A 21,445-nucleotide genomic window follows, 5' to 3' on the forward strand; every position below is an offset into this window, starting at 1 on the left:
ATACCCCGTTATCCTTCATTTATGCTTTTCACTGTCTGTTCCATTTGCTGTCCTTTTCTTTTGATCTGTCCCCATCCTGTATTTCCAAACATAACACTGATCTGTCCCCTGAACCGCCAAAGACTCATCATCTGTCTTATTCCAAGGTTTTCTACGATTGCATACACAATGAGTTTCATTAAATCCCGAATTGAGAAATATTGTTTTTCTCTTTCGGCAATCAGCAGCGAGGCCAGGGAGACAATAATGCCAAGCAGAATAACCGAAGCAAACAGCAGCAAGGCAATCTGAATGTTTATTATGCCAAAGAGAATTGCCAATGCGACCATAAGGTACCCCTGCAATTCAATCATTGGCCCTATCATTTCGAATATCAGGAAGTAAGGAAGTCCAATGCATCCGGTTTTTCCATATTTGGGATTGAAAATCATCTTTCTATGAAAAAACAAAATATCAATGAGTCCTCTGTGCCAGCGGAACCTTTGAGATCGAAGACTGCTGAAATCCTCCGGGACCTCGGTCCAGCAGTTGGCATTAAAGCTGTATCGGATCTTAAACGGATGCTTCATTTCATGCATCCGCTGGGATATCCGGACGACCAGCTCCATATCTTCTCCAACCGTATCCTTCTTGTATTTCCCTTTTTGCGAAAGATAACCGCCTATTTCAACGATTCGATCCTTACGGAAAAGTCCGAAGGCTCCGGATATAATCAGCAGGCAGTTCAATTTTTCCCAGCCCAATCTGCCGGCCATAAATGCCCTCAAATATTCAATGGTTTGGAATCCTGCCAGCCGGTTCCCGGGTATATTTATCTTGGTTATTGCTCCTTTGTCGACCGTGCATCCGTTAATCGGAAAGATATTTCCTCCCAATGCCGGTATTTCCACGCTTTCGTCCAGCGTCAGCGATGCAAGCTTTAACAGGGCATCCGGCTCCAGAAGGGAATCCGCATCAATTCCGCAGAAATAGGTTTTCTTTGCCACATTTAAGCCTGCATTCAGAGAATCGGCTTTTCCGCCATTGCTTTTATTGACAACAACCAGCTTCGGCAGGGACGGGTTTCTGTAAATTCCCATAATCGGAGCTGTACCCAACTGTGACGTGTACGGATAATCAACCCGGATCAGATTAAATGTTTTTATCAATGTATTTAATGTTCCGTCACTGCTTCCATCATTGACAATAATCAGCTCATATTCCGGATAGTTCAGATTTAGAAGGGATTTTGTGCTTTCCACAATAGTTTTTTCTTCATTATAGGCCGGAGCAATGATTGAAACCGATGGAATCATTTTCTGCCTGAACAACATGGAAATGTTTTTCAAATTCCATAATTTTGACTGTTTTTTTACATTTCGGTAGGACAAAATCAATAGAGCCAGATAAAGAAAATTTATAGCTACCGAATAATAGACCAGATAATAATTAAAATCGATGACGTATTTCATCAATATATCCCGGATTCCGCTATATAAAATATCATCCGTATGCAGCAACACAAAAACGCAGGGGAACAGAAGGAAGGTGACCAGCGTTACCAGAAAAACACCGTTGATAAGCTTTTTGTCTTTTTCGCTTTTTCGGTCTTCATTTTTTGCATAGACCGGTTCCGCTCCCCATTTTTCAAGAAATTCCTGTTTCAGGTACATCCTCAGTTCAATTCCGGTTCCGTCTTCTCTGGACAGATTGTCTCTGAACATGTGTACAAGGCGGTTCTCCAGATCATGATTTTTATTATTGTTAATGAACTCGATCAATTCATTGATTTTCCTGTTCCCGATAATCTCAAGAATAATTTTTTCGGCTCTTGCATCATGCTTGGTATTCAACTGCAGAATATAATATTCGATTTTATTGGAAAGAATCTGCGCAATTCTCCCCTTTACAATGCCGGATTCCTCCGCCTCAAAAGCATCTTCCAGAATGTATAGGAATCTGGGATTATATTCTATCATCTGCATGAGCGCAGACAAAATCGCATCTTCATGTTCATCCGAGCGGATAAAGGATAACAGTGTTTCAAAATTTTCCCTTTTGTTTTCCTTAGAAAGCGCATAAAAGGCATAGGTTTGAATCACAGGATTGCAGCTGGTCACGTATTTTGGCAAATTGAATTCTTTATAATAATAATTCGAGAGTGTCTTGCATGCGAGGATAAGCAGCTGGTTAATGTCCGCATCCAGATAGTTCATCAGATAATCTGTTTTCGCATTTCCATCTTTTCTGGAATAATATGCGATTATATTTCCTTTGATTTTCTCGTGATCGTTGATAAATTTAAAAAGGTATGTTTTGGTCTCTTCATTGAAATTTTCATTTGCATACTTTATACATAATTCGATATGTTCAATTTGACAGGAATATTTCAGGCTAATTAAATGTTCCTGAAGCTCATGTCCAAACTCGAGGATATTTGAGATGGCCTTTTCCCTGTACCATTTTTTTGTATTTATGATTTCAGGAATCATGACTTTCAAGGATTCTGGATTCCGGATATCCGTTAATGCATTTGAAATATAGATTTTCACAGAGTAATCCTTCTCTTTAGCCATGGCATCTTCGAGGATTTTTCTGCATCGGTCACTGCCGATAATCCCCAGATAGGTGGCGGCTTCCTTCCGCGCAAGCTTCGATCTTTTTCTAATATTTCTGCTTTCCTGTTTTTCCACCTTTAAAATCTGCTTCGATTGCAGATTTTTATTCATGTGCCCCAATATGAAATTCTGCTTGATTATTTTTATTTCGTATAAGCTTTTGAAATCCGCCTTGAATTCATAATTGATCAGTGACAAAATAAAAGCGAGCCGTTTATTGTTGCTGACGTAAGTCTCGTTCAATGACTTGCATTTATTCATGAAAGTTTTGGCGATAAGGATGAAAATGATAAAGCCCAAAAACACACATACCGTAGCAAGTATATTTATGCTCCCTTCCATTAATTCACCTCCTTGATATTTCGCTTAACAAGCCCAAGCAATTCTGACAGCAGATATGGTTTTTTCATATAATGGGTGACACCCAGTTCCAGTGCACGGTTAACGGAATCCTCGTCTTTCTGAAAAGACAGGTAGATTACCTCAATATTTTTTGTTTTTGAGTTTGATGAAAGTTTTTCTTTTAATAAAAACCCATCCAACTTGGGTGTATTTATTTCGGTGATAATGACATTCGGCAGGTTTTCTTCCGCCATTTCGAAGGCTTGATACCCATCTTCCGCAATCAGAACTTCTGCTCCCAGTTTTTCTATAAATGTTTTAAGAACTTCCGCATTTGTCCTGTCGCTGTCCACAATCAACACACTTTTGGCCAATACACTTGCCAGTTCCTCCTGTCCCACGGAACAGACACGGTTCTTTCCGGCACGTTTTGCACCTCTAAGGCGCGTAAATCCCAATTCCATATATTGTGTTGCCGTCATTTCACTGGAAGATAAATCCAGCTTGATTTCATCTGGAAAAGCAATACCGATCGACACGGTTATTTTTGCTAAAAATAGTTCGCTTTTTGATATAAGGATACGGACTTCTTCCATTTTTTCGATCAAATCCCTGCGGTCATAACCTTTCAGGTAAACGCCAAAGTCCGTAGATTCCATCTTGAACACTGCATTATAGCCAAACTGTTCTTTCAGTATATATGCCATATTGTTCAATGCTATGTTTTCTTCTTCCAGTCCAAATAATAATTTGTAATTCGAAAAACTATCGATGTCGATGCAGGCAAAAGCACCTATATCCCTCCAGTTTTCGTTCCCGAGCTCCTCCATCAGCAGCGACTTCAAAAACACCTCATTAAACAGCCCGGTAATGCTGTTTTTGTTGAGGCGCTCGTTGACCGCCTTTATCGTCTGTTCCAAAGACTGATTCATTTCCTGCAGCTTCTCATTTTCCTGTCCCATTTTTTTGATCAGAGATTCAAATACTGTTGGCATTTGGATCTCATAGGTTGCCGTCAATTTTCGGACATAGGGTTCAATGGATGCAATCCAGATCATTCCCGCCTGGGCTTTTATTTCGTCCAATATCGTATTAAATACTTCAACCGGATTGCCTGCATATTCTGTAATCTTTTCTTCCGGACTGATGGTTATGGCATCTATTGACCGAAAAATAGCCAAAACCTTCTCTCTGCCATATAGCGCCATAAGGCGCTTCATCAAATCATTGAATATCCTCAAATGTCCGCCCGAGGCCAGCAAATTCTTTTTGATTGGTGTGAGCAGCGTACCGCATTCGAGGGTTCTCAATGCTTTGATGTATTTTGGAATTTCTTTATTGATAATCGAGCCATGCTGCGGGAGAATCATTGTGATACTGATCCTGGACAAAGTATCCATAACTGGCCGCAATACTGAATTCGACGGCATGTAGTCCTCGTGAAACGCAAGCATTTTATCCATATATTCATCGTCCGCATACAGTGTGCTGTTATTACTGAAAGCTCCAAACAAATCGCTCGAAAACAACACTTCTGTCTTCGTATCATATGTGGCAAATGCCCCTGCAAAATGCAAATAGGGGGTCGGTAAAAATCGAAGTACCCGACCAGAGCCCATAACCAGCTCATGCTCATGTTCCTCCAGAAGGTAATACTCCGATTGAATCCCATAATACTGGACCAGCGTCATCGTTCTCCAGGATGTGACAATTTCAGCCTTTACTCCAGCATTCTCAAACAGGGGCACGGAGCTGCAGAAATCAGGATCCTGATGATGAAGTACGATATATTTAATTTTATCGATATCTATTAATTTTTTGATATTTTCCAGTACTATTTCAAAATCCAGCTTTGAACCCGGATCAAATAAGACACCTTCCTCTCCATCGATAAGCAGATATGGATTACATTCAAGCCCGTTCAGGGTTTTTAAGTCACCTACATGATATATATGTTCAATAATATTCATCTTTCTCCTTCTCCGCAGATCCCATGTTTAGTATAAATGATTTAATAGCTAATTATATCAGAAAAAGTGCGTAAAATCCAGTATATACGGGATTCCACGAACTAAGTTTTGTTCATTGTTTGTTCATGGTGCCAGGTACCCTTTTTTTCCTGAAAATGGTATACTCATGGCAGAAACTATAAAGGAGTTGCTCAATATGCTCATACGAAAAGCTGAAATGAAGGATTTGAAGGAACTATTAGAAATATACAATCATGAAATAAAGAACGGATCATCCACCTTGGATTTGGAGCTGAAGACTCCTGATGAATGGAAAGAATGGTTTTACAAGCATAACGTGGACAACCTGCCGTTATTTGTGGCAGAGGTGGATGGCCGCGTTGCCGGATATGCCAGTATGTCAGAGTACGGAGCAAAGGAAGCATTCAAAACAACAGTTGAAATGTCTATATATATCCGGGTGGAATACAGAAACAAGAGAGTCGCTTCTTCCCTGCTGGCATTTATTCTGGAGGAAGCCCACAAGGACGAAAGGACACATACTGTTGTATCCGTTATTACGGCAGGAAATGAAGCCAGTCGAAGACTTCATGAAAAATTTGGATTTGAGTTTTGTGGAACAATCAAAGAGGTCGGGATGAAATTCGGCAAATACTGGGATATTGAGATTTACAGGATGGGTGTGTAGTTCTGTGACATTATCACATGCGATGTCAGAATTTTATTGTAATATATAATCGGATACAGGGACGAAATTTTATATTACGTAAGGAGATGATTTTATGGCTGCAAAAGCGAATTCAAAGTGTGTTGGATGTGGAGCCTGTGTGAGATCTTGCCCCGTAGATGCAATTACGACGGAAGATTCAAAAGCTGTGATTAGCGATGAATGCGTTGAATGTGGTGCCTGTATCTCAGCATGCCCGCAGAGAGCAATAAGCATATAAGCTTTGCCAGAAAACAAGGCATGGATAATCCAGGAACAAATAGATCCCGGGATTTCCTCATACGTTGCTTATTCTGCAGCGGCGTTGACACAGACTCCATTTTCGCCAGCGTCCACGTAATTCTGACCCTGATTCACATCTTCGCTTTCTGCTGCGTATATATTTCCCGCAAATGCGCTTCCTGCAAAGATAACTCCTGCAGCGAATACTCCTACAAACATTTTTTTCATGATGAATTCTCCTTTCGTTATCCCTGATACTTGTTTGTTGTATGCATATTATATTTGGAATTTATGGCAGAAATATGGCAAACTCAAATACCTGAAAAATTTGTTCACAGTGTCTGTTCACAGTGTCAGGTACCCAGAAGAGGGGCGTGTGCGACGCCGTCAGCAAAAATGTTATTGCCGGTAATCGCGGTAATCAACGAAGCAACTCCCATCATTTTCGACTCATTAATCAGTTTGGTTATACTTGGTCTTGTAACCTTCAACTCTCCACTGATATCGCTTACATTTACGTAGTCCCTCACCAGGCTGAGAATATATATTGCCTCAACGACATAAATATTCCGCGTTTGCTTCATCGCAAACATCTAAAAATTTCTTAATATATTCCGTAAGCATCGTCTCTCCTCTTGATACTGTGCCAATAGTAATTACTTTCGGTACTACAAAGCAAAGAGTACGGTTTGTCACCACTTTAGCGCTAATCCTGCAGCACTGCATAATAAAAGCCGCCACTTCTGGCAGCTTTCTGTTTACAATTTGTTCATGGTGTCAGGTACCTTTTTTCCTTCTCAGGAAGCCTTCCGCAGTATCAAGTGCAAATATTACGGTGAAAATGACTTTCAGCATTGTGAATAAGGCCCGTATGCCTTTTTCGCTTACATTTTTCACTTCCTCCGGCAGCTGGGATATTTTGCCCATCAACTCCGAATCTATTATGTCCGTATTCTTCAAAATCGCAAACAGGAGCAGGAGCGAAAGAAGGTTGACCAGCAGATTCCCGAAAGCAAGGGGATAGGTCCATCTTCCAAATATCAGCTTGCTGACATACAGCAAAAGCTGCAGAACCAACAATACGTTTATATAAGGCAGATATGTCCTGAAAAGTTCAATGTTTATGACCCGGACGAACTGGCCCGTGCCGTTTACCGTATAGTAAACCCTAAGAAGATCGATAAATTGATTAAACAGAATCATTAAAAGCAGGGTGACGACCATTCCTGCTATGATGGCAAACTTGTTAAATGGCTTTTGTGCCTTTGCCGGTTTTTCTTCAATATCCTCGGGGGGCAGATCCTTATGGAGCTTATTGAGCGTCTCTTCGCTGGCGGTTCTCTCAATAATTGCGAATATCAGCGTAATAGCCCCAAAAACGCCCACTGCCGCGCTTACGGATGACGATATCAGATTTGGAAGAAAGGCAATAAGGGGCTTGTCGTTAAAAATAAAATCCACGGTGACCCCAACCGCACTTCCGGCAGCAGCAATAATCATGAATATTTTTGCTATCATACGATAGGTTTCATAGATTTCAGGGCCTATCAGATAATTCTTCTTCGCAAGCTTCACTATTATCATCCCCCATCGTCTTAGAAGAATTTCAGGATTTCTCCAGCATTCTTCCTTTTTGGCATCCCGGGTTCCTGGATTGCATATCCCAGCCCGATTACAGAAACTACGGTTTCATCTTCATTGATTGAAAGCATTTCACAGATCTTATCCGCATCCCGGATTCCTATCACCAGCGTATCCAGTCCCATATCCTTAGCCTTGAGAAGCAGATTTTCATTCTGCAGGCCCAGGTCGTAGAGCCCCCAGCCATTTCCCAGTTCATTCACCTGTTCCCCGCTTCTTTCAAAACCGGAACGGTTCTTGACAAATGTGGTAACGATAAGGGCCGGAGCCTGAGCAACGTTGTTTGCATTAAATGCCGGCAGACATTCCTGCCTGAATCTGGAAAGGGCTTCTTCTGACAGAATGCAGTAATATCTTGAAGCCTGAGCATTCTTCCATGAAGGTGCCAGAATGGCCGCCTCTACAAGTTCCTCAACAGTTGCCTTATCCACTTTTTTGGCTGGATCATAATTTCTTACGCTTCTTCTTGATTCTATAACCTTCTGAAATTCCATGTCATCCTCCTGTTTCAGTGCATCCTGAATTTTGTTCACAATTTGTTCATGGTGTCAGGTACCTCTTCTATAAATATGTCTTATTTCTCTTTATTTGTAAAGATATTTATATGGAGTCAGGTGCCGAAAGTCGCCATTCATCCACCTCTTCTTCATATTTGATTACTTCTTTTGACATGTCCTCTTCAACATTCCGATTTTTCTCGACAAATTCCTTATATAGCTGCCTGCTTCCATCATCAAAATAGTCCAGTATCTTATAAGTGCTTAAAGAATCATATTTCCTTTTACCCATATACACATCATAACTGCTCCAGGGGTATTCCACCGGATTGGCTACCATTCTTGCCTTAACAGGATTTAAATGTATGTACCTGCTGGTCTGCAGCATATAAGCATCGTTTTCAATGATTTCACATGAATATCTGCCTTGGAAAAGATGTCCTATCGTATTGTATTTTTCATTATAGTATCTTGTATAGTTCAGGAGAAGGTTACGCATGATCTGCCACAAAGGTGTGGCAAGCGTTTCAATTTGCAGATGGATATGATTTGTCATAAGACAATAGGATATTAATAAAAATGGATATTGCTTTTGGACTTTTTCCAATAGTTTAAGAAAAATGGAATAATCCTCTTCCTCTTTGAAAATGTCATCTCGATGGTTACCCCGATTCATCACATGATACTTCGCGCCAGGATACCATACTCTTTGTTTTCTTGCTATTTACATCATCTCCTCGGAAATTTAAAATGGGATTTGCATCTTGGTAAAATGGATTTAGGATTTAGAATAAAACAAGATTTGATTAACAGATATGTCTATATTATCTTATGAGTTGGGAAATTTCAACAGGAATTTTGTTCACAATTTGTTCATGGTACCAGGTACCCTTAATGGGTACCCTACCACTCTTTATTATACTGTTCCCTGCTGAACAGTGCGATGGTTTCGTTGATGAAAAGCTTGGTAAGTTCCTTTGTGTTATCCTTTCTCCATGCCATGACAAAGCCGCTCTTGGTGTTTTCCAGAGTCTTTGAACAAAGGTGTTCACTGCCAAAATCCCGAAAGGTTCTGTCGCATACGAAGATCTCATTATCCGTAACCAGGTTTAAGGCCAGCGAATTTGCGCTTGAGGTGTAGCAGGAAAAATTTGGCGTAAAACCAAAGGGAGTGCACAGATTGGTCAGCATGTTTATGTAGCTTGGCGTCACAAGTGGAGAAATGCCGATAAAATCGCAGGAAGCCAGATCTTTTACATAAATTTTATCCTTCTTTGCAAGCGGATGCGTTTTCAACATGCAGACAGCATGGGGCGAATCTCCGAGTATAACGTAATTCAGCTGATCCGTATTCGATTCTTCCATATCGTACAAGACCGTAATAATGATATCGACCTCATTTTCGACGAGCATCCTGCGGATTTCCTGCGCGCCGTTGTTTTCCACCCGGATTCCAACGGTTTCGTGAAGAAGCTTGAAATTTTTGATGGCTGGGATAATGAACAAATCCGGATTGAAGGAGTCAAGCGCACCGACAGAAAGGCTTCGTATGTTGCACAGCTGGATCTGAAACGCCTCCTGAATGTCGAGGTCGATCTGCTGCGTGAGCTGTTTCCATTTATCATAGATGGATTTGCCGGCTGGCGTGACCCTAATGTTTTTCTTCTCCCGGATCAGCAGCATCAGACCCAGCATATTCTCGAGGCTGGCAATGTTTTTACTGATCGTGGACTGGCTGATATGAAGCCGCTCAGCTGCCTTTGTGAAACTGTTGCATTCCACAACCTCGATGTAATACTTTATCTGTCCAAGGCTGACGTTTCTGATATCGTAATTATGCATACATTCCCTCCCATTCTTTCTAATATACATTTTATCACTTGCAATGCCGCCTTACAATCATAATTGAATGGCCGGGACAGCAAGAGACTGGCAGTGTGCACCAAAGCCAGTCTCTGAATCTGTTGTCTATTCCATTATTTTTCGTTATGACTCAGGCGACATTAATATCAATCTGTTCCTGCCTTGCTCTGGCTCTTGATTTAGGAGTGCTTCCATATATGAAAGCAATAATCATAGAGACAATAATTCCGCACAATACCACCAGATACAGCGGCCTCAGCTCTGTGATGCCGGTTGTCACGCCAATCAGAACCTGAACAAACGGAGCCGCCAGAATGCCTAAATGGATGGAGGCCGTTACTACTCCGAATGAGACATCATATTGTTCCGGTTTTATACTTCTGGAAGTTGCATAAAGTATATACGGTGTCAGTATTCCGGTACCCAGTCCCTGAATGAAATTGCCCAATGCAATGATTCCGAGATTATGTGACTGCCATAAGACAACGTAACCGATTGCAAATATCAGCAATGCCACGGGTACCGTATATGATTTTAATCTTTTATTGATTTCCGGGAAGATAGCACCAGTTAATATCGGGCCCACTCCACACGGAGCGATTATCAGACCAATCATCCATGGCGCCCCTAATTTTTCGCCCAGAATATGGCTGGCCATGTTGAGAATGTTGAGCTGGTATGCAACCCATTGCAGAACCATTAATAAGGACAGGACAAAAACTGCGGCAGGTATTTTTTTTGAACCTTTTTTGATGGAACCGTCATGATGCATTTCCATATGTTTAGGCTGCCCGGACATTGGTGGGGATTTTGGAAGACCAAATATATTCACGACCATGATAACGAGCACAATTCCAAAAGATATGAAGCAGTATCTCCATCCAAAAGCAAGGAGCAGCCCTACTACTACGCTGTTGATTGCGTTGGCCACATTGGATACGGACGAAGCCAGTCCAAGCATTCGCTTTCTTGGCGCGCCTTCGTAGTACTCGGAAATCATGACATTCGGCAAGGGCAGGATAAGTCCAACGCCGATACCCGTCAGCAGTCTGAGAAGAATAATCTGATCTACGCTCGTTGCGAATGCTGGAAGCATTCCTGTAACACCATACATAAGGAGTCCGATTATTATTATGGCCTTTTTATCGAATCTTTCTGCGAGAAAACCGGCGACTACACTGAAAATTATGGAAGTTGCAAATGGTATTACCGAAATCAGCTGCATCTTTAAAGTGGATGTTCCTGGAAAGTCAGCCGCAATGCTCGCTATCGCCGGGGAAACTGCTGACGCTTCAAACAGCCAGACAAAGGTGATAAGGAGGATTGAAAAGCTCCCAAATCGTGTTATTTTTTTTGCATTCATTAAACTTCTCCTCGTATATTCAATTTCAAATTACTCTCTCTGGATTGTCTCTTTCAAAACCCACCAAATCGTCACCTGGATAATTTTGAATTTAGACAGAATTTATTTTCAAATTCTTCTTTTCTTATGCACAATCCACAAAGCTATCTGTAAATGAATTATACTTGATGCAATCGATTCTGGAAAACAGCTAATCAGCACTTAACGATTCCTTATCAGAATATCCCCCCCGTCAATCGGTTATTATATCATTACACAGATTCACGCTTCTGTGTGCATCAGCCACTTCACATGACCATATCGCATATTTCAATTCCATTTTGGAATAAATTCCTAAAACACCCATTAAGGAGTGGGGGGGTCTGACCCCATAAACGATTAAAATAAAAGAGCGCCGAAGTATGTAACGGAGTTTTCTCCATTGTAATAGTTAATGCCAGCTTGTTTTGCCAGCTCACTTACAAGAATTCCATATCCTTCAACAGAGTGATGCAGCTGCTCCGGAAAACGGCAGGATGCAAAGGGATAGGTGCAGGTTTTGCATATGTCACAGCCTTCATTCGACAATATCAAATAGTCTTTCAGGCATGGTTTCACAGCTGATTCCAGGTCTCGGGCTAGTTTCTTAAAATCTGCCATGCTTTGCACCATGCCTTCATAATCAAAAGAGTCTTCCATCATAAATTTCCCCGTAAATACAAGCATAGTATTGTAATGCATACAACGCTCCCTGCATTCGTCTATCGTTCCAACGGCTGGAGGACAGGCCCAGGTGGTTCCATATTTCCTGCATAAATTCCCCTTACATATGTCTCTTATTTCCTGTCGGTATGAAATCGCCGATGGTTTTATAAGTCCATATTGAAATACACCAGTTTCCTTAATTCGTTCCAATACTTTTTCCAACATAGTTCCCTCCCCGGTTCCTAAGCTTTCCGGCACAGGAGCCATGAATGTTATCGTCACAATTTGTCTAGGGGGTCAGCAAAGGGGGGTCTGACCCCCCTCTTTTACTGACCCCATTTGCCCCAAACCTTTTTTAATTCATTCTTGCACCTCGTTTTAAAAGAGGTTGCGGCATATTTTTTTTTCAATTCATCCATGGATAAGGCTTCCATGTGTTCGAAGACTCCCCTTCTTTTGTCTTGATCGACGAGAACAGAATGTGCAGCGCCAGGGTTTCCATCTGTTATATTTTTCAGAGTGCATTCTTTTAGAACCAAATCTTTGGAAATGCTGCGCATTAATTCTTTTCCTTTCACCGTTCTAACTACAACCGCGGAAATTCCTTTTTGATCATTCAATTCAGGATAAACATTGTCAATTCCCCAAAAATCGCCCAAAACCAGATCGGACACCTGAGAATATAATTTAAATGCGCACCTCTCACAGCTTGGCCGTAAACAAACGTCTTGCAAAAATAATTGCATATAGTTATCATCCTGATTCTTGCCAACGTAAATGCGATGCCCCATGGTAATCTTCACTTGATAGGTGCTCCAGCCCGCTTCTTTATTCCTGAATTCGATCCTGTGGATTTTATCTTTATACCGTTCTTCCATTTCATGTAAATATTTATGAAAAATCTTACTGGATGGAACTCCGTGGCAGAAGAGTCCAACTGTGTATAAATTATCATTTTCTTTCCCCAGAAATGATTTCAGCCCGGCTACCTGGCATGGAGTTCCGACAAACATCACCTTATTGGCAGGCAACGCATCTCTTATCTCACAATAAAGAAAATTTATATTACTTTGAATATATTTAGAGCCTTTTAACTTCTCTAAGTCTTCGACTTTATTTGTGATTATATGATTCAAACTAAATTTTTCATCAAAACAGGCACCTGCGATATAATCATTATTTCCCAGGAAAAAACGTGCAATTAAATCAAAAATACCTCCGGACGAAGAATTTAATCGATTTGTTTCATTTTTGCTGAATGCGGCATAACATTTTCTGATTTTTACTGCGGGTGGAACGGTCAGCACTGGACATGCTTTCCTGCATAATCCGCAATTGACGCACAGTTCATCATTAATAATGGGGTATTTGAACCCCTCATTATCTTCCTTCATCACAATAGCATCTTTCAAACAGACATTATAACATGCGCTGCAGCCACAGCATTTTCTCTTCTCCACCAGCTCCATCTTTTCAGCACCTTTCTGTATGCGTTATTCGCAATACCTCAAGAACATCAAAGCTGCCAGCAAAATTGCAAGTAAAGCAATCCCTGTTCATAGGGGGTCAGACCCCCGTCAATCCTCCCCCGGTGAATTCCCAAATAATGGAATTAAATGGGACTTTAGAAATATCCATAGGTTCAAAAAAGGTAAGCAGATTAAGCAAACGCTCCCGAGACTCATAATGAGGGCTGTCACTTTTTACTTCGTGCAGGCATTTTTCCGCAAATGGACGCAATGCATTCAGCTCATAAATGAGGCTTGTATTGAACATAACGTCCGCATCTTCCTGATAAGCGAATACGTTCGCATACTCTCCCCTGCGCACACTCGGCCAGCGTTCAAAGGTCATTTCGGCTCCGATTCCTCTTGTCCGGTTATCCTTGATGATTCTTCTAAGCAGTCGGAGTTCACCTGTCGGTATACGGCTGGACAGGTCGATATTCAGCCCTCCCAGCGCACTTACAAATACTTTAAAGAGTTTTCTCCTGTCTATATCCGGCATCAGCTCAGGATTCAAAGCATGGAGTCCTTCAACGACCAGAACATCCGAAGGTCCGACACTCAGGGGCTTTGTCTCCTTCCGGCGGATTCCATTTGCAAAATCAAACTGCGGCATTTCAACAGTCTGCCCCTCATCAAGCTGTGCGATATGCTTTTTCAGAAGATCAAGATCCAGCGCATGCAGTGTCTCGAAATCATATTTGCCTTCCCCATCCCTTGGGGTCCTATCCAGGTCAACAAAATAGTCGCCCAGCGACAATACCACCGACTTCAATCCATTGACTTTAAGCTGGGTCAGAAGCCTTTGCGCAAATATTGTTTTTCCCGAAGAAGACGGTCCAGATATAAGCAGTACCCTCAGGGCCCGCCGCTGCTCCAGTATCATATCGGCAATGTCGGAAATTTCCTTTTCATGAAGTGCCTCTGCCATATCAAGCAATGAATTGCTCTTACCAGACAAGATGAAGGCGTTTACATCCGCCACGATCTCAACGCCGATATTTTCCAGAAAACTCAGGCCTTTTTCGAATGCCGCGGACAGCTGGTAAGGAGGCACCAGCGGTGCACCTTTCGCTCTGCTGACAGCTCCAAAATCCACGATAAAACCGCCTCCGAATGGAACAATATCAAACGGCACCACCATGGATGACCTGGGGTTTACCGGATAAGTCGATTTTATCGTCATTCCGCCTGTCTGGTAATGATAATAACCGTCCTTCTGGCAAAGCAACTCGATCGGATGGTCCTCTGCTACCCATTTTTTCACGCCTTCTTCTATTTTTTTCACTTCCCGAATGGATATCACCGAATGGACGAAGCTATGAAAAACGCCTTCCTGAATCGAATATTTCACCTTCAGCAGCTCCCCTGGGAACAATTCCCGGGTTACTTTGATCACACCGATTTTCGCCGTCACCAGATCCCTGTTCAAATCTGTTTCCTTCATAATATCACCTCAGTTTCCTTATATTTTTCACTTTTATCTCTATCTATTATTTTATACTATGCACATTGGTTGGGCAATTCATTTCGTTCATGGGGGCAGGGATTTTCTGGCCGGGTGGAACCAGATATTTGGGTTCTCGATCAATAATATGGTATCCGACCCAGAATCTTGCGAGAAATGTCATTACTCTGTCGACTTTTTAGCAACTTCCGTCATGACAACCGGCATTTCATTCGTATTTATCTTACAACAAACATTCTGGGGCCTCACGGCGATCCACAATTTGAAATAAAGTGGGAAAATGATATCGAGAAAGGTTTTGCGCCTAAATTCAAAAAAGATACAGGCGATTCCAAAAATGCAGAAATCGCCTGTATCTTCTTTTCTTCTTCTTCGATTGGTCTATACAAGTACTTTTTGTTTAAAAATCCGACAATGACAAATAAGGGTCTGTCCACAATGCTTGGCAAAACATTGAAATACTCTTTATTTGATTTCTGGGAGAACGTGAGGTTTCAGACAGTAATTTGAAGTATCAATTCACAAGCACACTTGCCTCAAATATTTTCATTCACATCACTTTAAGACACCGTCCAGGAACGAAAACACTTTATCCAGATTTTCCTGCGTTCCAAACTCTGATGTGCCATGACCGGCACCATCAATAAGCTCGATTCCCACTTTGTCTTCTCCAAGTGCTTCCTTAAGCAGCTCTGCGAAATCGACGGATTGCTGCGTCGGTACGTTTCCGTCCGCGGTTCCATGTTCAACAAAGAAAGAAGGTGCGTCACTGGCATCCATTGTGTTTACATAGGTAGCCGGATTAGCCTGTTGTGTCAGTTCTTCATCAAGGGTGATCAGCTGCCCGATGTATTTGCTTTCCGGAGAATTTTCGGAAGAAGTTTTGTCAACACCCATCATAACCGTACGCGTAATGCCGCTTTCTTCAAACTGCTGGTCCATCGCAAGGAAGTCCAGCGGGCCGAACCAGTCAACAACCGCCTGTACGGCTGAAGAATACTCAAGGTTCTCAAGATTATCGTTTTCCCCGATTCCTTCCAGGTCTCCTGTGGTTCCGAGCATAGCGGCAATATTTCCTCCTGCGCTTCCGCCCCATACCGCAATGTTTTCGGCATCAAGGTTATACTCTTCCGCATTTGCTTTTATCCAGCGGATAGCGGCCTTGGCATCGTTGATGGCCGCGGGGAAAATGGCCTCACCGGAGAGACGGTAATTCACGCTTACGACTGCATATCCGTAATTCACTCCCTCAATCATGGAGCTCACATCTCCACCAGTTGAGCTTCCCAGCATAAAGGCTCCTCCATGGAAAGCCACAATAACAGGATAGGGTTCGCTGCTTTCTTCCTCCGGAAGATAAATATCAAGAGTCTGCGTATCAGACTGTGTGCCATAAGCAATGCCTGTATACTGGTTGGTAATCCAGGAGGTATCCAGACTGCTTTGACCGAGGCCGCCTGTCGGCGTTTTTTCGGCCACGGTCGTTTCAGCTTCCGTTTCCTGCTGAGTTTCTGTATTATCGGCCGTTGACCCGCATGCTGCCAGGGAAAGAGTCAGTAGTAATGCTGATGCTATAGCAAGTATTTTTTTCATGCTTGTATCTCCTTTGAATTTATTTATACAAAGAATTATACATTTCGATTGTGGCGCAAAAATGGCGGAAAAGGGAATATATTCGCACAAAGATCGAACAAAACGGCCTCCGTTCCCTTTCCCTCATGCTATGGCAACTGTAAATGTGAACACCGTTCCCCTTCCGGGCTGGCTTTGAACCCGGATCCGTTCTTTCAATCCGGCCGTGATTTCTTCAGCAATTGCCAGCCCCAGCCCGCTGCCCTTTGAATTATGTGCCGTATCCCCTTTGTAAAAGCGATCAAAAACATAAGGAAGAATATCTTTTTCAATTCCGACTCCGTTGTCGCTCACAGAAATAACCGCTTTGCCCCCATGGACCCGGGCATCCAGCCTGATTTCACCTTCCTCGCCCACAAATTTCACCGCATTGTCCAGCAAGATGACCAGGAGCTGCGAAACACGCTCTTTATTGGTAAAAAGCGGCGGAAGATTATTGATACGCTCGGAAACCGAAAGCCCTATCCCCATGTCATCGCAAAGCATTTTGTATTTTTTACAGACCGGCAGGAAAATTTCCTCCGCATCCAACTTTGCAAGGACAAAATCCATCTTTCCACTTTGTATTTTCGAAAGGTCAAGGACGTCCATCACGAGATTTTCAAGACGGCTGTTCTCCGCAAGAATTATGTCGTAGTAACGCTGTTTCGTTTCCTCATCCTTTACCATGTTGTCCGCAAGCGTCTCTGTCAGCGCCCTGACCGAGGCGATGGGTGATTTCAATTCATGACTTATATTGGCGATATAGTTTCTTCTGGTCTCTTCCAGTTCCCTGACCTGAACTATATACTGGCGGAAGAAAACACCAATCAGCAGCAGACCCACAGCAAGTGTTGCCCCAAACACCAAAAAGAATCCCCAAAGCGTTCCACTATAGACAGATGCCGGCATCAAAATGAAGAGCCCGCCTATTGTGGCCCCATCTCTTACCATTGGCACACCAACCACCACAGAGACAGACGGAAGTCCGTCCACCCTTTCCAATGCGGAAACGGTCTGAGATGTCAGAAGCTTTGGCATGTATTTATTTGCTAGGGTGTCGAAATCCACTTCATATATGAATTCCACATCCTGATGACCGATCGCAATTTCCTTGCCGTAAAGATCATACAGCCTGATAATCATGCTGTCTGGTACCTGCACTGTCTGCCCATCGGCGTATGCATCTGCCATCTGTTTTGCCTGCGGGGCAAGCTCCTCCAGTTTGCTCTGCATATAAAAATGGCGAATGGCAAGGCTTCCGGCAAGCTGACCGAAAGCAAAAAGGATTGCAATCGCAATGAACAAATTGATTTTTTTCGAAAATACTTTAATCATAATATCTCAAATTTATAGCCCACGCCATAAACTGCCTTAATCGCGAAATGAACATCATCTATTGCCAGCTTTTGACGAAGCCTCTTAATCTGTGTATCAACCACTCTTGCATCCCCGTAATAATCGTACCCCCACACCTTGTTCAGAATCTGCTCTCTGGACAGAACTTTCCCCTGATTGCTTGCAAGACAATAGAGCGTCTCAATTTCTTTCGGAGTGAATTCTATTTTCACATCATGGACAAAGGCGGAGTATGCCTCCATGTCAATAGAAAGTTCGGCGAACCGCACTTTCTTTTCAATTTTAGGGGTTGTTCTCTTCAGTATTGTTTTTATCCTTGTCACGACCTCACGGGGAGAAAATGGTTTGGTTACATAGTCGTCCGCGCCAAGTTCAAGTCCGATGATTCGATCCAATTCCTCACTTTTTGCACTGAGCATCAAAATGGGCACATCGCTTGTCTTCCGGATTTCCCTGCATACATCCGTTCCGAACATTTTAGGCAGCATAATATCAAGTATTACCATATCGAAATGTCGCTGCTGCAGCTGTTCCAGTCCTTTTTCCCCGTCATATACTGACACCACGTTGATATTTTCCGCATTCAGGTACGCAGAAATGCTCTCATGGACAGCCACATTGTCGTCACAAATTAGGACAGTAAGATTTCTCAATTTCAAACCTCCTGGTATTATGTCTTCTTTCTACATAATATTATCATCAAATTATGCAGAATTCAATTTCTTTAGGCGTAAGAAAGAGAAATTACTATTATGGGGAATATAAAACCTGTTCATGGTGTCAGGTAGGTGGTGCCAGGGGTCAATGTCTCAATTGGGCAACAAGAAGTATCTTTTTCGTGGCATTTGTTTGGTAATCCAGTAAAATATTTACATAACACTAAAAGGAGGAGCAAAACGCCCCAAAACTTACGCAGTTTTCCGACATGTTTTTTCTTGCTATTTTTAGCGTTCTTCGCAGTTCTCACATCCCAGGTACAGGCCTCGGCCGGCACCTGGAACCAGGAAGGGTATTACGATATTTCCTGGTATGATCCATCCGTTTCTTCTTTCTCCATCTCCACCGCTTCTGATCTAGCCGGCCTGTTAATATCTGCCTTGCGTGGCTAGAGATAATAACCAATCTGGGTGAATCCCTGAAAGGTACAAGAAAAAAAAGCCCGCCAGACGTAGGACGGACAAAACTAATGATGGAGTATGTCCATTCACATTATTCGGAAGATATTTCAATAGCTGATATATCCGAATCCGCCAATATCAGATTCGACCATGCCGCAATGATTCGATTTCTTCTCGGAAAATAGCTCTTTTCAGGTTGGACTCCCTGTTCATATTCAGACAATAATAATCCTGTTTCTTCTATTCGTTTCATGAGCAGTTTATGTTCGCTTGGATAACAGATATCGAGCCCATGACCTAAAACCGCTATTGTACAATTATAATCTTATCGAAAACAGTTCTGTGGCCGAATCAAATCAAAGGAATCAATATGTTTCTTCAGGATACAAAGCGATGCATAAGTCAATGATTTTTTTCATTTGTGCGGTTATATACTTGTTTTTATGATAAGCAATCTTGAATGTACGAAAAAAGCGTACTCCTTCGATGGGCTTTACTATCAAAGCTCCGGATTCCATTTCTTTTTCTACGGCACGTTTTGAAATGACTGAAATGCCCAACCCGGCAATTACCGCAGCTTTTATGGTGTCCGTATTATTACATATCCAGGTAACCTTCCACGAAAGCTGATGTGCCGTCATCACATCTTCGAATGTTTTGCGTGTTCCGCTGCCATGCTCACGTAAAATAAAATCCTCTTTTTCCACTTCGTCCGGAGAGATCACTGACAAATCCGCAAACCGATGATTATTACTGCATATGAGCACCAGCTCATCGTTCATAAAGGGTGTGCTCAGGATATCCTGAGAAGTTATTTCCCCTTCCACTATGCCAATATCAGTCTTGTCCATAAGCAGCCTCTTTTGTATTTGTTTGGTATTGTCTTCATAGGCTTCAATGTCGACAGATGGGTTTGCTTGTCTGAACGTAGAGACGAGAGCCGGAAGCACAGTCGCCCCAACTGTGACGCTGGCTCCGAGCCGAATCAGACCTGTCTCATGCAAGCTTTTCATATCTTTTTCAATATCAGCGTTCATTCGAACCATATGCTGTGCATACATGAGAAGCTTTTCCCCCGCCTGCGTCAGGTAAAGTTTGCGTGAAAGCCGCTCGAACAGCCGGACATCATAATGTTTCTCAAGTTCGGCAACTGCCTGGCTGACAGCAGATTGGGACATATAAAGTGATTCTGCTGCCATTGTCATGTTCATAGCTTCACAAACGGACACAAATATCTTAAAATGCCGGATTGTCATAATATCCTTCCTTTGATAAGTATTTACTTATAATATTGATATGATAATAATATTTTACTTATCTCATGTCAAGGAATATGATATTAGACATACAGGAGGATATTCTCATATGAAAACAATCATTAGTATATTACCAGGAATTCTGATTTCTTTCGCCATTGCCGTTCCGTCATGGTTGCTTGGAAAATCCTATCCCATCATCGGAAGCCCGGTACTTGGTATCCTGTTTGGCATGATATTGTCTTTCTGGAAACGGCCGGCCATTTTTGATGACGGAATCAAATATTCATCAAAAAAACTTCTCCAATACTCCATAATATTGCTCGGCTTCGATATGAATCTGTTCAATGTTTTTAAAGTCGGCAGTGAGACATTCATATTAATGTGTTTTACCCTGACTGCAGCATTTGTCACAGCCTTTATCGCCGGTAAACTGCTAAAAGTTGAAGGAAAAACCACCATCCTGATTGGAGTCGGCACCTCCATCTGCGGCGGTTCGGCAATTGCAGCGACTGCTCCGGTCATACATGCCGACGATGATAATGTGGCCCACTCCATTTCAACAATCTTTCTATTCAACGTAATTGCAGCATTTTTGTTTCCTTTTCTGGGGCATGTGCTGGGAATGAGCGACTACAGCTTCGGACTTTGGACCGGAACCGCAGTGAATGATACGTCTTCGGTTGTAGCGGCAGGATATACATTCAGCAATGCGGCAGGTAATCTCGCCGTTATTGTCAAGCTGACGAGGACACTCATGATCATCCCGGTAACTCTTTTCCTCGCGCTATATACCTCAAAAAAAACGTCCGGCACCAGATCCGGAAACCGCTACAGTATCGCGAAGATTTTCCCCTGGTTTGTGCTCGGGTTTGCAATAGCCTCCGTTGTCAACACCTTCCTGCCCTTGCCGCAGGGTTTGGGAAGTTCGCTTGCTCAAATAGGAAAGTTTGTCATAGTTATGGCAATGGCTTCAGTCGGTCTGAACACCAATGTAGTCAAGCTCATCAAAGGCGGCAACAGGCCGATTCTACTGGGATTTATCTGCTGGGCCGTTTTATCCCTGACCTCTCTCATCGTACAGTCTGCAATTTTAAGTACACGGTAAATAATCGGAGGTACAAATCCATTATCCGTGAATGCAACAACAGCGGCATGCCGAAGAAATCCTGGATGTCTGCAAATAACATTAACGAGAAGCAGTTCTACTGCTGGCAGCGCC

22 protein-coding genes and 1 pseudogene are annotated in these 21,445 nt (G+C 42.5%); 5 read left to right on the plus strand and 18 right to left on the minus strand.

The genetic code is table 11. From position 1 onward, the window contains the following. Nucleotides 1-8: 8 nt before the first annotated feature. Both BUA79_RS12305 and BUA79_RS10365 read right to left on the minus strand, forming a co-directional pair. Complete coding sequence (locus BUA79_RS12305; RefSeq protein ID WP_094757427.1) at nucleotides 9-2,939, minus strand: glycosyltransferase; 2,931 nt, start codon at nucleotides 2,937-2,939, stop codon at nucleotides 9-11. Next, a complete protein-coding gene (locus BUA79_RS10365) occupies nucleotides 2,939-4,909 on the minus strand; it encodes an oxygen-binding di-iron domain-containing protein (RefSeq protein WP_073994355.1) in 1,971 nt (656 codons plus the stop codon). The genes BUA79_RS12305 and BUA79_RS10365 overlap by 1 nt, the downstream gene beginning before the upstream one ends. Nucleotides 4,910-5,075: 166 nt before the next feature. Between BUA79_RS10365 and BUA79_RS10370 the strand changes: the two genes are divergently transcribed. Both BUA79_RS10370 and BUA79_RS10375 read left to right on the plus strand, forming a co-directional pair. Further along, nucleotides 5,076-5,597 carry a GNAT family N-acetyltransferase gene (locus BUA79_RS10370; protein ID WP_242941686.1) on the plus strand — a complete coding sequence of 174 codons (522 nt, stop codon included), beginning with the start codon at nucleotides 5,076-5,078 and terminating at the stop codon, nucleotides 5,595-5,597. A gap of 94 nt (nucleotides 5,598-5,691) precedes the next feature. Further along, nucleotides 5,692-5,856, plus strand: coding sequence for a 4Fe-4S binding protein (locus tag BUA79_RS10375; protein ID WP_073994357.1), 165 nt, complete (start codon nucleotides 5,692-5,694; stop codon nucleotides 5,854-5,856). A 68-nt stretch (nucleotides 5,857-5,924) separates the two neighbouring features. On the opposite strand, the gene BUA79_RS12595 is transcribed toward BUA79_RS10375, so the two are convergent. From BUA79_RS12595 to BUA79_RS10420, 11 genes and pseudogenes are all read right to left on the minus strand, one after another. Further along, complete coding sequence (locus tag BUA79_RS12595; RefSeq protein WP_178138591.1) at nucleotides 5,925-6,086, minus strand: hypothetical protein; 162 nt, start codon at nucleotides 6,084-6,086, stop codon at nucleotides 5,925-5,927. Between the two features lie 125 nt (nucleotides 6,087-6,211). Next, nucleotides 6,212-6,442: a helix-turn-helix domain-containing protein gene (locus tag BUA79_RS10380; RefSeq protein WP_178138592.1), complete on the minus strand. Its 231-nt coding sequence runs from the start codon at nucleotides 6,440-6,442 to the stop codon at nucleotides 6,212-6,214. A 193-nt stretch (nucleotides 6,443-6,635) separates the two neighbouring features. Beyond that, entirely contained in the window at nucleotides 6,636-7,442 is an 807-nt protein-coding gene (locus BUA79_RS10385; protein WP_073994359.1) for a hypothetical protein, read from the minus strand. An 11-nt stretch (nucleotides 7,443-7,453) separates the two neighbouring features. Further along, complete coding sequence (locus tag BUA79_RS10390) at nucleotides 7,454-7,993, minus strand: nitroreductase family protein (RefSeq protein WP_073994379.1); 540 nt, start codon at nucleotides 7,991-7,993, stop codon at nucleotides 7,454-7,456. A 106-nt stretch (nucleotides 7,994-8,099) separates the two neighbouring features. Next, a complete protein-coding gene (locus tag BUA79_RS10395; protein ID WP_278308920.1) occupies nucleotides 8,100-8,675 on the minus strand; it encodes a transposase in 576 nt (191 codons plus the stop codon). A 224-nt stretch (nucleotides 8,676-8,899) separates the two neighbouring features. After that, nucleotides 8,900-9,838, minus strand: coding sequence for a LysR family transcriptional regulator (locus BUA79_RS10400; RefSeq protein ID WP_073994361.1), 939 nt, complete (start codon nucleotides 9,836-9,838; stop codon nucleotides 8,900-8,902). A gap of 151 nt (nucleotides 9,839-9,989) precedes the next feature. Continuing rightward, nucleotides 9,990-11,222: an MFS transporter gene (locus tag BUA79_RS10405; protein WP_073994362.1), complete on the minus strand. Its 1,233-nt coding sequence runs from the start codon at nucleotides 11,220-11,222 to the stop codon at nucleotides 9,990-9,992. Between the two features lie 378 nt (nucleotides 11,223-11,600). Further along, nucleotides 11,601-12,131, minus strand: coding sequence for a DUF2284 domain-containing protein (locus tag BUA79_RS10410; RefSeq protein WP_073994363.1), 531 nt, complete (start codon nucleotides 12,129-12,131; stop codon nucleotides 11,601-11,603). Nucleotides 12,132-12,232: 101 nt separating this feature from the next. Further along, on the minus strand, nucleotides 12,233-13,213 hold the full coding sequence (locus BUA79_RS10415; protein WP_242941688.1) for a Coenzyme F420 hydrogenase/dehydrogenase, beta subunit C-terminal domain: 981 nt from the start codon (nucleotides 13,211-13,213) through the stop codon (nucleotides 12,233-12,235). Next, nucleotides 13,214-13,375, minus strand: a pseudogene (locus BUA79_RS12995) (4Fe-4S dicluster domain-containing protein); the annotation flags it as partial. Between the two features lie 97 nt (nucleotides 13,376-13,472). Continuing rightward, nucleotides 13,473-14,858 (minus strand): uridine kinase family protein, encoded by a 1,386-nt coding sequence (locus BUA79_RS10420; protein WP_073994365.1) that lies wholly within the window; start codon nucleotides 14,856-14,858, stop codon nucleotides 13,473-13,475. 177 nt (nucleotides 14,859-15,035) lie between these two features. Between BUA79_RS10420 and BUA79_RS12600 the strand changes: the two genes are divergently transcribed. Continuing rightward, complete coding sequence (locus BUA79_RS12600; RefSeq protein ID WP_073994366.1) at nucleotides 15,036-15,389, plus strand: hypothetical protein; 354 nt, start codon at nucleotides 15,036-15,038, stop codon at nucleotides 15,387-15,389. A gap of 45 nt (nucleotides 15,390-15,434) precedes the next feature. Here BUA79_RS12600 and BUA79_RS10430 read toward each other — a convergent pair whose 3' ends face one another. The 3 genes from BUA79_RS10430 to BUA79_RS10440 all read right to left on the minus strand — a co-directional run bounded on the left by BUA79_RS10430 (nucleotide 15,435) and on the right by BUA79_RS10440 (nucleotide 18,502). Further along, complete coding sequence (locus BUA79_RS10430) at nucleotides 15,435-16,472, minus strand: alpha/beta hydrolase (protein WP_094757429.1); 1,038 nt, start codon at nucleotides 16,470-16,472, stop codon at nucleotides 15,435-15,437. Nucleotides 16,473-16,595: 123 nt separating this feature from the next. After that, nucleotides 16,596-17,828, minus strand: coding sequence for a sensor histidine kinase (locus BUA79_RS10435; protein ID WP_073994367.1), 1,233 nt, complete (start codon nucleotides 17,826-17,828; stop codon nucleotides 16,596-16,598). Beyond that, entirely contained in the window at nucleotides 17,825-18,502 is a 678-nt protein-coding gene (locus BUA79_RS10440) for a response regulator transcription factor (protein ID WP_073994368.1), read from the minus strand. Before BUA79_RS10440 ends, BUA79_RS10435 begins: the two co-directional genes overlap by 4 nt. Nucleotides 18,503-18,784: 282 nt before the next feature. Here BUA79_RS10440 and BUA79_RS12605 point away from each other — a divergent pair, with 282 nt between their 5' ends. Further along, complete coding sequence (locus BUA79_RS12605; protein ID WP_178138593.1) at nucleotides 18,785-18,958, plus strand: hypothetical protein; 174 nt, start codon at nucleotides 18,785-18,787, stop codon at nucleotides 18,956-18,958. A gap of 100 nt (nucleotides 18,959-19,058) precedes the next feature. Here BUA79_RS12605 and BUA79_RS10445 read toward each other — a convergent pair whose 3' ends face one another. After that, a complete protein-coding gene (locus BUA79_RS10445) occupies nucleotides 19,059-19,277 on the minus strand; it encodes a DNA-processing protein DprA (RefSeq protein ID WP_094757430.1) in 219 nt (72 codons plus the stop codon). A gap of 55 nt (nucleotides 19,278-19,332) precedes the next feature. Beyond that, nucleotides 19,333-20,223, minus strand: a complete 891-nt coding sequence (locus BUA79_RS10450) for a LysR family transcriptional regulator (protein WP_073994369.1) — start codon at nucleotides 20,221-20,223, stop codon at nucleotides 19,333-19,335. A gap of 109 nt (nucleotides 20,224-20,332) precedes the next feature. Between BUA79_RS10450 and BUA79_RS10455 the strand changes: the two genes are divergently transcribed. Next, nucleotides 20,333-21,331: a YeiH family protein gene (locus tag BUA79_RS10455; protein ID WP_073994370.1), complete on the plus strand. Its 999-nt coding sequence runs from the start codon at nucleotides 20,333-20,335 to the stop codon at nucleotides 21,329-21,331. Nucleotides 21,332-21,445 lie beyond the last annotated feature (114 nt).

The organism is Parasporobacterium paucivorans DSM 15970 (genome assembly GCF_900141895.1).
Classification (GTDB): Bacteria; Bacillota; Clostridia; order Lachnospirales; family Lachnospiraceae; genus Parasporobacterium; species Parasporobacterium paucivorans.